This is a genomic window from Kitasatospora sp. NPDC086791, from assembly GCF_040685975.1.
Lineage (GTDB): Bacteria > Actinomycetota > Actinomycetes > Streptomycetales > Streptomycetaceae > Kitasatospora.
Genome location: NZ_JBFBOC010000025.1, coordinates 1 through 13,134, shown reverse-complemented (window position 1 = coordinate 13,134; position 13,134 = coordinate 1). Strand labels below are relative to the sequence as shown.

Below are 13,134 nucleotides of genomic sequence, written 5' to 3'. Positions count from 1 at the left end.
CGGCCTCCATCGGGGCGTCGTTGCGCGCGGGGCTTTCGATGATGCCAGGGATCCGGCGTCGCCACGGACGCCGGCCCGAGGCGCGTTCGCGGTCCCGCGGCCCTGGGTTCTCGGGTCCTGGAGGTTCCGCAGTCCCGCAGCCCTGGACCGGCACGGGGCGATGCCGGAGCGTCGCCGGATCCAATCCATTGCGTCGCCCGTCTCCGAAACGCCCGTGACCGTACGGCGGCATGGGAGGAAGAGCGATGACCCACCACGTCACACCGGCCACGGCCGCGGCGACTCCACCGATCGATCTCGCGGGTGCCGGGGCGTTCGCCGCGTGGCGCAGGTTCCACTGGGCCCGGGACGCCGCCGCGGTCACCGGCGGTGACCTGCTCGGGCGGCTGGCACGGGCCGAGTACGGGGGCTCGTGGATCCGTCCCGACGCGGTGCTGCCGGTCTCGGACCGGCGCGCGGCGCGGCTGCGACAGCTCGCACGCTCCGAACGCGCCGTGCCGGCGTGGGTGCTGGCCGCCACGGGCGCGGCGCCCGACCTGGAGGCGTGGGAACGAACGGCGCTCGCGGAAGCCTGGGAACACAGCGCAGGCTTCGACGAAGGGCTCACCGCGACCGCGGAGATCCGCCGCAGGCTGCTCGCGGATCCCGGTCCGGCGGAGACGGCGTTCCTGCTGGACGTGGCGGACGCGAACGGCCTGCGGCCGCTGTCGCCCGGAGCGGCGGTCGCACTGGAGCCCGCCGGTGGAGGGCCGACCCACGCACTGTGGCGTTACCTGTCGGGAGTGCCCGGCGGTGGTCCCGCGCTGCCGGCTCCCCGCACGGGGAGGGACGCCTACGAGCAGCTCCTGCTGGCCGCGTGCGCCGAGCGGGCACGCCCGGGGTCACCGGCGGGCCGGCGGTTCAGGGACGCGTCCGGTGTCCTGGCCGAGCCCTTCCGGGGATCTCCGGTGGTCGCGCAGTCGATGCTGCTGGGCAGCCTGGAGGAACCCGGCACCGGACTCAGCGGCGGCATGAGCGTGCTGCTGACCGGGCTCGGCGAGGCCTTGACGGCCGGGGCGCGCGTCGCGCGGGTCCTCACCCTGACCACGGCCCGGCCCGCGGAGGTGGAACGCGCGGACCTGGTGCGCCGGTCGGGTCGGGCACACCTGCTGGTGCGCCTGCCCGTGGACCTGCCGGGAACGCTCGATCCGGAGAACGCCGCCGAGCATCAGGCGGCGCTGGCCTGGTGGACCGCCCGGGTCTTCGAACTCCCTGGCGCCCGGCCGGACATGGTGCACGTCAGGTTCGCCGACGACGCCTCACTCGCCGTCGCCCGGGCCGCCCGTCGCCACGGCGCGAAGCTCGCGTTCACCGTCACCCCCGACCCCCACCGCGCGATGGACGAACGGCACGCCGGCCTGCTGCCGGAGCGGACCGGCGACGCGGGACGCGCGCTGCGCCTGGACCTGCACCGGGTCTTCGTCGCCGACCGTCTGGTGTCCCGAGCCGACCTGCTGGTGGCCATGCCGGGGAGCTCCGGAACAGACGAACTGCGCACGCACTTCCCGCAGTTGGAGACCAGGCGGGTCCACGTGCAGCCCGAGGGCATCACCCCCTTCCGGCCTGCCGCGGACGACGGGGCGACCGTCCGCGGACTGCTCGCGCGGCTCTACGATGGCGGTGGGAGCGCCGGTGGTCTGGATGCCGCCGACCGCGAGCTGCCGTTGCTGCTGTGCGTGGGGCGGCTCCACCCCGTCAAGCAGCAGGAGCAGCTGGTGCGCGCCTGGCTGCTCGCGGGCCTGCACCACCGGACGACCCTGTTGCTGGTCGGCGGGTCTCCCGCGAACCCGACCAGTGTGGAAGCAGGGGTCCGCGGCCGGGTCGCCGAGCTCCTGGCGACGGACCCGGTGGCGCTGCGACGGGCCGCCTCGTGGCCCGCACTGTCGAACCGTCATGTCCGCTTGCTGGAGCGGGCGTTGGCGCAGGGGCGGCCGGGATCCGCGTGGTACGTGTGCCCCAGCGCCAAGGAGGAGTTCGGGCTGGCCGTGCTGGAGGCCATGGAAGCGGGTCTCCCGGTGGCCGCCCCGCGGCGCGGCGGGGCCTCCCACTACCTGCGCGACGGCGTCAACGGACGACTGCTGGCCACCGAATCGGTGCGGGGGCTGGCCGACGGCCTGCGGTCCCTGGTCCGCACCCCCGCGCCGGAACTGGCGGAGATGGCGGCGGCCGGGGCCGCGACGGTGCGCGAGCGGTTCGGCATCGACGCCATGGCCGCGTCGCTGGCCGACGCCTACCGGGCCACGTGCGGCCAGGGCCGCTCCGGCGGGAGGCCGGCGGCCGGTACCTGCCGGTGAGGAGCGTGCGCCGGGGTGTTGCGGTGGACCCGGCGCGCCGAGCACCACACCGGCAGCGCCGTCCGACCGCCGGCGGTCGTCAGTGCGGGGTCCGCGGCGTCCGGTTCTCCGGGTGCGGCGTGCGGTCGAGCGGGGGCGGCGGAGTCGGTCCCTGGCGGTCCCAGCCGGGGGAGCGGACGGCGATGGCGACGTCCGGATTGCGGACCTCCTCCCCGCAGGTGCGGCAGGTCCAGGCCGCGTCCAGGGGGTGGTCGGGGTGCTCCGCCGGGTGGTGGTGCAGGACCACCGGCGGCTCGGGGGACAGCCAGCGGTCGCCCCAGGCGAGCAGCGCCTGGGTGAGCGGGGCGAGGTCCCGGCCGGCCTCGGTCAGGTGGTACTCGTAGCGCGGGGGGCGCGTGCTGTACGGGCGGCGTTCGACCACGCCGGCTTCCTCCAGGGCGCGCAGCCGGGCGGTGAGGCGGTCCCGCGGGGCGCCGGTGTTGCGGACGATCAGGTCGAAGCGGTGGTTGCCGTAGAAGAGCTCGCGGACGGCGAGCAGGGCCCATTTCTCGCCGAGGATCTGGAGCGCGGCGGCGATGGAGCAGGGGCGGCCGGGTGCCGGTGCGGCGGCGGGCGGGGTCATGCGGTCAGCCTGCCACAGTGGGTTGCGTTTTCAAACTCCCTGCCGCTAGCGTTCCCCGCCATGGACACAGTTGGAATATCAAACCCACAGGTCGGGCCCGCCGCCACGGCGCCGCGCGGCCGCACCACGTTCCTGGTCGTCGCCGCCGCCGTCTTCGTCGCGAACCTGGACCTGTTCATCGTCAACGTCGCGCTCCCGGCGATGCAGCAGTACTTCCAGGGCAGCAGCCTGGCCACCCTCTCCTGGGTGCTCAACGGCTACGCGATCGTGTTCGCCGCGCTGCTCGTCCCGGCCGGACGGCTGGCCGACCGGGTGGGCCACCGAACGGTGTTCCTCGGCGGGCTGGCGGTCTTCACCGTCGCCTCCGCGCTCTGCGCACTGGCACCCGGCGTGGGCCGGCTGGACGGCGCCCGTCTCGTCCAGGCCGCCGGAGCCGCCGCACTGATGCCCACCTCGCTGGCGCTGCTCCTCGACACCACCGCCCCGGCCCGGCGTGCCGGTGCCATCCGGGCCTGGGCCTCGATCGGCGGGATCGCCGCCGGACTGGGGCCGGTGCTCGGCGGGCTGCTGGTGGAGGCCGACTGGCGCTGGGTGTTCCTCGTCAACGTCCCGATCGGCGTCGCCGCCCTGGTGGCCGGCGCACGCGTGCTGCCCCGGCCGCGCGGCACGGAGCCGGGACCGCTGCCCGACCTCCTCGGCGCGGCGCTGCTCACCGCCGCCATCGCCGCCCTCGCGGTCGCCCTGGTCAAGGCGGACGACTGGGGCTGGGGCTCCACCCGGGTGCTCGGCGGCCTGCTCGTCTCGGCACTGCTCACCGGTGCGTTCCTGGGCCGCTCGGCCCGCCACCCGGCACCCATCGTCGAGCTTCCGCTGCTGAAGGTCCCGAGCTTCGCCGCGGCCAACACCGCCGCACTGCTCTTCACCGTCGCCTTCGCCGGCATGCTGCTGACCTCGGTGCTCTGGTGCCAACAGGCCTGGGGATACTCGGCGCTGCGCACCGGACTGGCCGTCGCCCCGGGGCCGCTGCTGGTGCCGCCGGTGGCCCTGGGCAGTGCGGCCCTGGTACGCAGGCTCGGCCCGGGACGGCTCGCGGCCCTCGGCACCCTGCTGTTCGCGGGCGGCGTCGGCTGGTGGACCGCGGTGATCGACATCGACCCCGGCTACGCCACCGAACTGCTGCCCGGGATGCTGCTCACCGGCCTGGGCGTCGGGCTGGTGCTGCCCACGCTCATCGGCGCCGCCGCGGCCGCGCTGCCGCCCGCGCGCTTCGCCACCGGCTCCGCGGTGACCACGATGGCCCGGCAGATCGGCGCGGTGGTCGGGGTGGCACTGATGGTCAGCCTGATCGGCACACCGCACGGCCCGCAGGCCGCGCTGGACGGCTTCCGGCGCGGGTGGACGGCGGTGATCGCGGCGGTGCTGCTGGCCGGTGCGGCGGCGCTGGTGCTCGCGGTCGCCCAGCGGCGGGCGATCGCGCACACCGCGGCGAACACCGCGACGGGCCCCGAGTAGGCCGCAGTCCTCCGCCGCCGCGAGAACGGCTCGCTGGGGCTACCGCAGGATCCACGGCGAAGCCGGCCCGGCCCGGAGAGGTGGGGCCGGCTCAGGCCGTCGACGCCACCTGCCCCGGTCCCGGGTGGTCGCGGCGCGAGGCCTCTCTGCCGTGGACGGTGACGAATCGGGCCGGTCGTGCCGTGCTGCCGCCGAAACGCTGCACAAACGTTTCGGCTCGGCCTCCGGGGTCGAATCGTCGCACCGTGAAGGTGTGACTGCGCGAACGAAGACCGGTAGCGGTTCAGGCTTCACCGGCGGCCCGGTGCCGGCGGCCGAGGACCTGCGTCGCCTCCTGCAGCTGTCGGCCCGCGGCGACGACGCCGCGTTCGAGGCGTTGTACCGCGCGGTCGCCGGACCGGTGTACGGGGTCGCGCTGCGGTTGCTGCGCAGCCCGGCACACGCCGAGGAAGTCGCCCAGGAGGTCCTGCTGGAAGTGTGGCGGACCGCCGCCGCCTACCGGTCCGAGCGCGGGTCGGTGATGACCTGGGTGCTGACCATCGCGCACCACCGGGCGGTGGACCGCGTGCGTTCCGCGCGGGCGTCCGCCGAGCGCGACCACCGGGCCGGGGCCTGGGAGCCGGTGCAGAGCGATCCGCCGGAGGAGCAGGCGGTCCGTTCGCTCGACCGGCAGCGGGTCCGGCACGCCCTCGCGCACCTGAGCGCGGCGCAGCGCGAGGCGGTGGTGCTGGCCTACTACGGCGGTTACACGCAGCGGGAGATCGCGCACCGGGTGGGAGTGCCGCTGGGCACCGTCAAGACCCGGATCCGCGACGGCCTCATCCGGCTCCGGGCCGCGACCGCGCTCGACGGCGATCGTCCCCTGCTGGTCCCCGGGTCGGTCCCCGGAGCGGGTCGCGTGGTAGGGGCGCGGCCGTGACAGCGTCGCACCCTGAGCTGGAATCGGTGTGGGACTACCCGCGTCCGCCGGTGGTCCGGGCCGCTCGTGGCCGACTGATCGAGGTGTGGTTCGGCGGACGGCTGGTCGCGTCCACCACACGGGCCGTGCGGGTGCTGGAGACGAGCCACCCGCCGGTGTACTACCTGCCGGCAGCTGATGTGGCCACCGAACTCCTCACTCCGGCCGAAGGGGTGAGCGTCTGCGAGTGGAAGGGGCAGGCCCGGTACTGGGACGTGCGGGTCGGAGCGCGCAGAGCGGCGCACGCGGCCTGGAGCTACCCCCAACCGCTGCCCGCCTACCGGGAGTTGAGCGGAAGGCTGGCGTTCTACCCAGGACGGGTGGATCGCTGCACGGTGGACGGCGAAACGGTGCGCGCACAGGAGGGCGACTTCTACGGCGGGTGGATCACCGGCGAGATCACCGGCCCGTACAAAGGGGGCCCGGGCACAGCGGGCTGGTGAACGACCCGGCAGCGCCTACCGGACCGGCGCGCGGTCGTCCCCTCCCTACGCTGCACAAACGCTGCGACTGGGCGCAACACGCGGACAGAGCGACCATGGAGCCGTCGATCCACTCGGGGCGCCCCGACACGGCGCGCCCCGACACCCTGAAGCACCGGAATCCGGCGCACACCCCCACCGCAACACCGCCAACGTCCCAGCCCCGGGAGGACGTCATGACCGTCGACCGGCAGATCCCCACCACCCACGAGCGCCCCGTCCCCGCGAGCCCTCCCAGCGAGACGCCGGAATGCGAGGCGTCGACGTGCTCGGGCATCTCGACCCCGGAGTCGGTCGAGTTGCACACGGCCTGGCCCAGCTGGATTCCCCTGCTGGTGATCGCCGTCCTGGTGGTGTGCTGCGTGGGGTTCGCGGTGGGCAGGATCGCGGGATGGTGACCCCGTCCGCCGCACACGATGCCGGACCACGGGGCAGCGGCCCGTCCGTCCCCTCCGACCCGATGGAGGACGTGGGTCTGCCGACCGGAGGCGTAGCCCGGCGCCTGGGCGTGTCCCCCACCACGGTCCGCTCCTGGGAACGCCGTTACGGCATCGGCCCCGCCCGCCGGGAGGCCGGACACCATCGCCGCTGGAGCCGGCGGGACATCGCCGTCCTGGAGGCCATGTGCCGCCTGACCGCCCGCGGGGTACCGCCGGGCGAAGCCGCCCGCGCCGCCCTGGCCGAGCGCAGCGCCGCCGAGCCCGACGACGGCCCGCAGCCCGCTCCCCGTCGGCCGGGAACGACCTCCCGGCCCGCCCCCGCGTCCTTCCCTGTCCCCGGCCCCGCCCCCGTTCCCGGTCCTGCCCCCTTCCCCGGTCCCGGCCCGGGCGGGAGCCGGGCCCTGCGGGTCGGGACGGTACGCCCCGAATGCCGGGGCCTGGCCCGGGCAGCCGTACGGCTCGATGCGCCGGAGGTCGCCAGGATCCTGCGCGAAGCGGTCGACACGCTCGGCGTGACCGACGCCTGGACGGAGGTCATGATGCCCGCGCTGCGCGCCGCCGGCCGCAAGTGGGCGGCGGACGGCGAGCAGTACGTCGAGGTCGAGCACCTGCTGTCCTGGCACGTTGCCGCTGTCCTGCGAGGCGTGGCCGTGGGGCCCGTGGCCGCCCGGCCCGTGCCGCCGGTCCTCCTCGCCGCGACGCCCACCGAACTGCACACCCTCCCGCTCGATGCCACGGCTGCGGCGTTGACCGAACGCGCCCTCCCGTTCCGCATGCTGGGCGCGGCCGTCCCGCCCCGGGCCCTGCTCGACGCCGTCCACCGGCTCGGCCCGGGGGCCGTGATGATCTGGTCCCAGGACCGGCACACCGCGGACCGCGAGCTGGTGCGCAGGGTCGGCGCCGGCCTGTGGGGTCCGCGCGGCTCCCGCGGCGGGGCGGTGGTCATCACCGCCGGCCCCGGCTGGGCCCGTACCCAGGCCCCAGCCGGAACCGCCCGCCCCCGTACCCTCGCGGACGCCGTCGACCTCCTCGAAGAGGCCGTCACGGACTGAACCCCGACGGTCGTGGCCGTCGGCGCCGCCCGGTGCCCCGGTGCGACTGCTGACCGCTTGCTGACTTCTCTGACATGGCGTCAGGCAGAACGGATACCTGTGCCGGCCAGGTCGGTGACCGGACCTCCCGCTCGTCCGTCTGCCGCTGCGGCCGCGCTCTGCGCCCCGCACCGGGGCATCATGGACGTTCGAAGGGTGGTGCCGCGCCGCAACGTGCCGTACCGGGGCATCGAGCTGACCGAGTTCGACATCGACGCCCTGCTCGCCCGGCGCCCCGCGCTCGCCCTGGTGGACTAACTGGCGCACACGAACGCTCCGGGAAGCCGCAACCCCAAGCGCTGGCAGGACGTGCAGGAGTTGCTGGACGTGGGGATCGACGTTGCGACGACGCTGAACATCCAGCACCTGGAGAGCCTGAACGACGTGGTCGAGCAGGTCACCGGCATCGTCCAGCGGGAGAAGATCCCGGACGAGGTCGTCCGGGCCGCCGACCGGATCGAGCTGGTGGACCTCAGTCCCGAGGCGCTGCGCACCCGGATGGCGCAGGGCGATGTCTACGCGGCCGACAAGATCGATGTGGCGCTGGACAACGATTTCCGGGCTGGGAACCTCGGCGCCCTGCGGGAACTCCCCCTGCTCCGGCTGGCCGACCGGATGGAGGAGGAGCCGGCCGACTACCGGGCCCGGCACGGCATCCGGGCGCCGTGGGGGACCAAGGAATCATGGTGGTCCTGAACGGCGGCGCTGCAGGGTGGGCACCTGATCCGTCGGGGCGCGCGGACGGCCACCGGGGTGCACGGCGACCTGATCGGCGTGCACGTCCGCGCGGACGACGGGACCGTCCAGCGGGAGCCGCCCGCCCCGGCCGGCCAGCACGAGCTGCTGCGCGAACTGCACGGCGCCTACGTCGAGATCACCGGCGACGACGTGGCGCGGGCCCTGGTCGACTTCGCCCGCACGGAGAGCGCGACGCAGATCCTGCTCGGGCCGACCGGCCGCTCGCGGCTGCGGGAGCTGGTCAGCGGCTCGGTGATCAACCGGGTGATCCGGCTGGCCGGCCCGATCGACGTCCGGGTGCTGCCGCCGCCGGGCCCGATCTGCTGGCGCTGCCGCGCGCCCCGCGCCCGTGCCGGCCGGCTTTCGTCATGGTCGCCAACCTGCTCGACCTGAGCCGCCTTCAGGCCGGGCGGGTACCGGTGACCCTCTGGCCGACCGATCTGGCGGACGTCCTGGTCGCGGCGGTCGGCAGCCTGCCGCCCGGTGGCTCGCCGGTGGTCCTCGATCTCCCGGAGGGACTCCCGCCGGTGGAGGCCGACACCGGCCCGCTGGAGCGGGCACGGGCCAACGTCCTGGCCAACGCGCGGACCTGGTCACCGCCCGGCGCCCCGGTGCGGGTGGACGCGGGCGCCGTGGCGGACCGGGTGGACGTGCGGGTCGTCGACCGCGGTCCCGGCATCGGCGACCAGGAGCGCGAGCACCTCTTCGAGCCCTTCCACCGCAGCCGCCACGGGCCCGGCCGGCCGGATCGCGGGCGTCGGCCTCGGACTGACCGTCGCCAAGGGCTTCACCGAGGCGCCGGGCGGCGAGCTGACCGTCTGGAGCACGCCCAGGGTGGCACGACCTTCGTGTCCGGCCTCCGCCGGGCCGCGTCGGCAAGCCCCGGTTAGGCGGCCCGGCGCGCCCGCGTGGCGAGGGGGATCGGCGCGCCGCTTCGGGCGGCGAACTCCAGGCTGCGCAGCAAATCCGACGGGTGGACGGTGATCACCGGGCAGGCGGCGTGCGCGCGGCAGTAGCGGGCGATGGATCCGTGCGGGGCATGGCGGAACCGTCGGTGGCCGACGGCGCCGACCACGACCAGGTCGCTCCGGGAGGTCACGGCGGAGAGCAGGGCGGGGCCGGCCTCGCCGCGGACCACCACGGGGCGGATGATCAGGTGGGCCGGGTAGGTGCCGAAGGCCTGCTCGAAGGCGGTGTCGACGCGCCGGCGGGCGGCGTGCTCCAGCTCGGAGAACGGGCGCAGGCCGTCCGTGTCGGACGGCTGCCAGGCGGTCACCGGAACGAGGACCGCTCCGCGCGCGGTCGCCTCCGTCACCGCGCGGTCCAGGGCGGCGAGGCTGCCCAGAGACCCGTCGAGTCCGACGATCACACGTGTGGCGCCGGTCATGGCCGTTCAACTCCTTCATCGTGCGGGCGGCTGTCGGCCCGCACGTCCAGTGAAGTCCGCACCCGCGTCGGGCGGACAGCCGCTGACAGAACCATGACGCCCGGGGATCGGGTCCTGGCGACTCCTTGACGACGGCCGGCTTGTCCGTCGAGGCCGAGTGGTCAGCGGGCGCGGGCGGGCCCGGTCCAGTACACGACCTCGTCGCGGACCGGGCGGAAGCCGGCGGCCGCGGCCAGGGCCCGGCTCGCCAGGTTCACCCGGGAAGCGGCCCAGGTCGGGGTCAGGCCCGCGCCGCGCGCCGCGTCGGCAGCGGCCGTCACACAGGCGAGGGCCAGGTCCAGCCGACGGAACGCCGGGTCGGTGGCGACGGCGATGTCCATGTGCCGGCGGCCGACGAGGTACCCGCAGGCCACCGCGGCCAGGTACGGGCCGAGGAACGCACCCCAGGCGAAGCCGCTCGCGGCCAGCTCCGCGTGCCCTCCCCAGGTCCAGGTCAGCCAGTGGGGCAGTTCGGGCGCCGACGCGGATGCCCCGGTCCGGGCGGTGAACCGCTCGAACCGCGGTACGTCCGAGGAGACCAACGGCCTTACCCAGTCCGCGAGATGAGGGGAGACGGGCCGTGGCGCGGTGTGCTGGACGTAGACCGTGCGGACCCAGGGGGTGATGTGGGTGAAGGTGCGCCCGAGCAGCGGGAGGAAGCGCTCCGGCGCCGTGAACTGGCCGCGTCCGAGCGGGGCCAGCGCCGCCGGGTCGAGGTACCGGGGATCGCCGCGGAGCAGGCGCTCGGGCCCGCTGTACACCAGGAGCGCCCGCGCGGAGTCGGGCCGGTCGGCCCACCAGCCGCCGTGGCCGCTGCGCTCGACGTGGGCGGCGATCGCCTCGGTTCCGGGCTCCTCGAACGGCAGCAGGTTGATGAAGGACAGGTGGGCAGTGGCGGCGGTCACCGCGCCAGTGGCTCACCCGGCGCGGCTCCGGCGCACCGGGCTTGACGGAAGCCTGGCGCCGACGGAGCCGGCTCTGACGAAACCCTGATGTCCGGCCCGGCCGTCGTCATTCGGGTGCTTGGCAGGGCACGCCGTCAAGATCGCGTTCGGAGCATTCCCGCGCGCATCAGGATCACGTCGAGAACGCGCCTTCCCCGCCCGCCCGAGCTCTTTGCTGGGGAGCCGCACCGTCGGCACCCGCCGGCCGAACCCGCACCAGTAGCCCGAGGAGTCCCCGTCCGCGCAGATGTACTCCACGCGGCCCGGCGGGCGGACGTATCACCCGGTGCTCCGCTGAAGATCTGACGAATCGTCCAGCCGGCATCAGGGTTCCGTAAGGAGAGCGGAGCGGACTTGCTCCGGGGATCCGGGCCGACTTTGATGGACGGCATGAACCGCTCGACACGCCATCACGACCGCCCGCCGCATACGCGGCCCCTGGTCGTCGCTGTCGCGGTCCTCATCACGGTCCGGTAGCGCGGGACTTTCGCCCGCACGCCCTGGACCCGGGCGAACTACGGCCGTTCCGGCCGGAATTCGTCTCGCTTCCCGCAATCAGCCCCGGCGTATCGCCGCGCGGCCGTCCACGGACGGATCGGGGCTGGCGAGCCTCTCATCGCAGCACAATCCCCGCACCGCCGGCACCTGCCGGGCGCGCTTCGGCGCCCGGCGGCACCCCGGCCGTGCCCTGTCACCCTTGGATGGGTCATGTCCGACGCTGTTCTGTCCGCCCGCACCGCCCTCGTCACCGGCGCCTCCTCCGGCATCGGCTGGGAGACCGCCCGACTCCTCGCCGGGCACGGTGCCACCGTCCTGGTGCACGCCCGGACGGCCGCCGAGGCCGGGGACGCCGTCGAGCGACTGGTCGCGACCGGCGTTCGGAGGGACCAACTCGTCGAGCTGGCAGCCGACTTCACCCACCTCGCCGAGGTCGCCGTACTCGCGGGCACGGTCGTGAAGCACTACCCGGCGCTGGACCTGCTGGTCAACAACGCCGCCGTCATGGCGCCCGAGCGCTGCACCCTCACCGACGACGGCAACGAGATCTCGCTCCAGGTCAACTTCCTCGCCGCACACCTGCTCGCCAAGCTGCTGCGCGCCCCGCTCGCGGCGGCCGGCGACGCCAGGATCGTCAACGTCTCCTCGTCCCTTCACCGCACCGCCTCGATGAACTGGTCCGACCCGCACCGCGTGAAGAAGTACTCCCGGGTCGCCGCCTACGCCCAGTCCCAGCTCGCGCTCACGATGGACACCCGCGACATGGCACCCGAGGGCTCCGGCATCACCGCCGTCAGCCTCAACCCGGGCCAGTGCGACACCGCGCTGCTCCCGCTGTACGGGCGCACCGGCGCGCCGGCGGCCGAGGGGGCGGCGGCCGTGGTCCGGCTCTGCCTGCCGGACACGGCGCTGATCAACGGCGAGTACTACGACGGCGGCAACCTTGCCCCGACCGCTGCGATCGCCCAGGAGGAGCGCTCGCAGCGCCGCCTCGCCAAGCTCGCCGACCAGCTCGTCGCCCAGGCCTGAGCCGGACCTGACCCGTACTGAGGAGAACGCACACGATGTCCAAGCGTGCCCGCAAGAAGAAGGCCCGCCGGAAGAAGAAGGCGAACCACGGCCGCAAGGCCGGGCAGAGCTGACCACCCCCTGAACCCACCCGGTGCCGCGTGCCACCGGCATCGGGTGATCCCCGGCGGCCCCTGGCGGCCTCGTCCGAACTGTGGCGGACGACGGACGCCAGGGGCCGCCGCATGCCTGAACACCCCGGACGGGTGAACTCCGGGCCGCACGCGTCAGGCGGCCCCGATGCCCTGCCCCCCACGCCGCCGAATGGCCTACGCGTGCCCTCGTGGGGCGCCGCCCCTGCCTGGTAGCCGCCTACGCCTGCAACTGTGTTCAACCTGCCCAGGCGCTCAAGCGCCTCGTGATCGGCCGGGCGATGCGCAGCGAGGAGCTGGGCGAGTACGTGCGGGAGTACCGGCGGAGCCACTCGCGCGAGGCGGTCGCGGTGTTCATCCCTGAGTACGTGGTCGGGCACTGGTGGGAGCACCTGCTGCACAACCAGTCGGCGCTGTGGCTGAAGAGCCGGCTGCTGTTCAGCCCGGGCGTGATGGTGATCAGCGTGCCCTGGCAGCTGTCCTCCGCCCCCGGGGCTGACCACCCCGCCCGCCGGGCGCCCGGCGCGGTCCGTCGCGGCGAGCCGACTCCCAGGATGGACGTTCCGGAGCCGGAGAAGCTCTGACCAACGGCGAGAGGGAACTCGTCGGGTCCCGGACCTCCGCGCTGTCCGTGGCCCCGAAACGTTTCGGACAACCCGAGATCTCGGGCGCATGACGCGCATATCAAAGCCGCGTCAATGTTTCAGGATCACCCATATGGGCGGCGTCAGGGACCGGGATCAGGCCCCTGACAGCTGGTTGGCTGCTCCCCGCCGGTCTTCCCCCGGTGCCGTGACGCCCACGTGGCGCCCCACGGTTCCATCCCCTGAGCCCCCTGGTGGAGCCCATGTCCGATCTCATCTACGTCGGTGTCACGGTCGCCGTGTTCGCCGTCATCGCCCTGATCGCGCGGGGGGTGGAGAAGCTGTG

General features: G+C 74.5%; 12 protein-coding genes and 2 pseudogenes. 11 read left to right on the top strand and 3 right to left on the bottom strand.

Going from position 1 to position 13,134, the window contains the following annotated elements; genetic code table 11:
• Positions 1 to 245: 245 nt before the first annotated feature.
• Positions 246 to 2,333, top strand: a complete 2,088-nt coding sequence (locus AB0Q99_RS26145) for a glycosyltransferase family 4 protein (RefSeq protein ID WP_363575714.1) — start codon at positions 246 to 248, stop codon at positions 2,331 to 2,333.
• A 79-nt stretch (positions 2,334 to 2,412) separates the two neighbouring features.
• Here AB0Q99_RS26145 and AB0Q99_RS26140 read toward each other — a convergent pair whose 3' ends face one another.
• Positions 2,413 to 2,955, bottom strand: coding sequence for a helix-turn-helix domain-containing protein (locus AB0Q99_RS26140; RefSeq protein ID WP_363575712.1), 543 nt, complete (start codon positions 2,953 to 2,955; stop codon positions 2,413 to 2,415).
• A gap of 60 nt (positions 2,956 to 3,015) precedes the next feature.
• On the opposite strand from AB0Q99_RS26140, the gene AB0Q99_RS26135 reads away from it, so the two are divergent.
• The 8 genes and pseudogenes from AB0Q99_RS26135 (at position 3,016) to AB0Q99_RS26100 (ending at position 9,066) form a co-directional block, all read left to right on the top strand.
• Positions 3,016 to 4,467, top strand: coding sequence for an MFS transporter (locus AB0Q99_RS26135; RefSeq protein WP_363575710.1), 1,452 nt, complete (start codon positions 3,016 to 3,018; stop codon positions 4,465 to 4,467).
• A 304-nt stretch (positions 4,468 to 4,771) separates the two neighbouring features.
• Entirely contained in the window at positions 4,772 to 5,386 is a 615-nt protein-coding gene (locus AB0Q99_RS26130; protein ID WP_363575822.1) for a sigma-70 family RNA polymerase sigma factor, read from the top strand.
• Positions 5,383 to 5,868 (top strand): DUF427 domain-containing protein, encoded by a 486-nt coding sequence (locus tag AB0Q99_RS26125; protein WP_363575709.1) that lies wholly within the window; start codon positions 5,383 to 5,385, stop codon positions 5,866 to 5,868. Before AB0Q99_RS26130 ends, AB0Q99_RS26125 begins: the two co-directional genes overlap by 4 nt.
• 215 nt (positions 5,869 to 6,083) lie before the next feature.
• A complete protein-coding gene (locus tag AB0Q99_RS26120) occupies positions 6,084 to 6,305 on the top strand; it encodes a DUF6480 family protein (protein WP_363575707.1) in 222 nt (73 codons plus the stop codon).
• Positions 6,299 to 7,399: a MerR family transcriptional regulator gene (locus tag AB0Q99_RS26115; protein WP_363575705.1), complete on the top strand. Its 1,101-nt coding sequence runs from the start codon at positions 6,299 to 6,301 to the stop codon at positions 7,397 to 7,399. Before AB0Q99_RS26120 ends, AB0Q99_RS26115 begins: the two co-directional genes overlap by 7 nt.
• A gap of 180 nt (positions 7,400 to 7,579) precedes the next feature.
• A pseudogene (locus AB0Q99_RS26110) lies at positions 7,580 to 8,134 on the top strand (hypothetical protein).
• 57 nt (positions 8,135 to 8,191) lie between these two features.
• Positions 8,192 to 8,569 carry a universal stress protein gene (locus tag AB0Q99_RS26105; protein ID WP_363575703.1) on the top strand — a complete coding sequence of 126 codons (378 nt, stop codon included), beginning with the start codon at positions 8,192 to 8,194 and terminating at the stop codon, positions 8,567 to 8,569.
• On the top strand, positions 8,545 to 9,066 hold the full coding sequence (locus tag AB0Q99_RS26100) for an ATP-binding protein (RefSeq protein ID WP_363575701.1): 522 nt from the start codon (positions 8,545 to 8,547) through the stop codon (positions 9,064 to 9,066). Before AB0Q99_RS26105 ends, AB0Q99_RS26100 begins: the two co-directional genes overlap by 25 nt.
• Here the strand turns inward: AB0Q99_RS26100 and AB0Q99_RS26095 are convergent.
• Positions 9,063 to 9,563, bottom strand: coding sequence for a universal stress protein (locus AB0Q99_RS26095; RefSeq protein WP_363575699.1), 501 nt, complete (start codon positions 9,561 to 9,563; stop codon positions 9,063 to 9,065). The two genes, AB0Q99_RS26100 and AB0Q99_RS26095, sit on opposite strands and share 4 nt — an antisense overlap.
• Before the next feature lie 161 nt (positions 9,564 to 9,724).
• Positions 9,725 to 10,507: a GNAT family N-acetyltransferase gene (locus AB0Q99_RS26090; RefSeq protein WP_363575697.1), complete on the bottom strand. Its 783-nt coding sequence runs from the start codon at positions 10,505 to 10,507 to the stop codon at positions 9,725 to 9,727.
• Between the two features lie 747 nt (positions 10,508 to 11,254).
• On the opposite strand from AB0Q99_RS26090, the gene AB0Q99_RS26085 reads away from it, so the two are divergent.
• Positions 11,255 to 12,073 (top strand): SDR family NAD(P)-dependent oxidoreductase, encoded by an 819-nt coding sequence (locus AB0Q99_RS26085; RefSeq protein WP_363575695.1) that lies wholly within the window; start codon positions 11,255 to 11,257, stop codon positions 12,071 to 12,073.
• 466 nt (positions 12,074 to 12,539) lie between these two features.
• A pseudogene (locus AB0Q99_RS26080) lies at positions 12,540 to 12,788 on the top strand (DNA-binding protein); the annotation flags it as partial.
• Between the last annotated feature and the right edge of the window lie 346 nt (positions 12,789 to 13,134).

What these genes read in the sequence shown, in the direction of transcription:
- AB0Q99_RS26085 (WP_363575695.1), top strand. Translation starts at nt 11,255, where the DNA reads ATGTCCGACGCTGTTCTGTCCGCCCGCACCGCCCTCGTCACCGGCGCC.
- AB0Q99_RS26100 (WP_363575701.1), top strand. Translation starts at nt 8,545, where the DNA reads ATGGTCGCCAACCTGCTCGACCTGAGCCGCCTTCAGGCCGGGCGGGTA.
- AB0Q99_RS26135 (WP_363575710.1), top strand. Translation starts at nt 3,016, where the DNA reads ATGGACACAGTTGGAATATCAAACCCACAGGTCGGGCCCGCCGCCACG.
- AB0Q99_RS26095 (WP_363575699.1), bottom strand. Translation starts at nt 9,563, where the DNA reads ATGACCGGCGCCACACGTGTGATCGTCGGACTCGACGGGTCTCTGGGC.
- AB0Q99_RS26140 (WP_363575712.1), bottom strand. Translation starts at nt 2,955, where the DNA reads ATGACCCCGCCCGCCGCCGCACCGGCACCCGGCCGCCCCTGCTCCATC.
- AB0Q99_RS26115 (WP_363575705.1), top strand. Translation starts at nt 6,299, where the DNA reads ATGGTGACCCCGTCCGCCGCACACGATGCCGGACCACGGGGCAGCGGC.
- AB0Q99_RS26120 (WP_363575707.1), top strand. Translation starts at nt 6,084, where the DNA reads ATGACCGTCGACCGGCAGATCCCCACCACCCACGAGCGCCCCGTCCCC.
- AB0Q99_RS26145 (WP_363575714.1), top strand. Translation starts at nt 246, where the DNA reads ATGACCCACCACGTCACACCGGCCACGGCCGCGGCGACTCCACCGATC.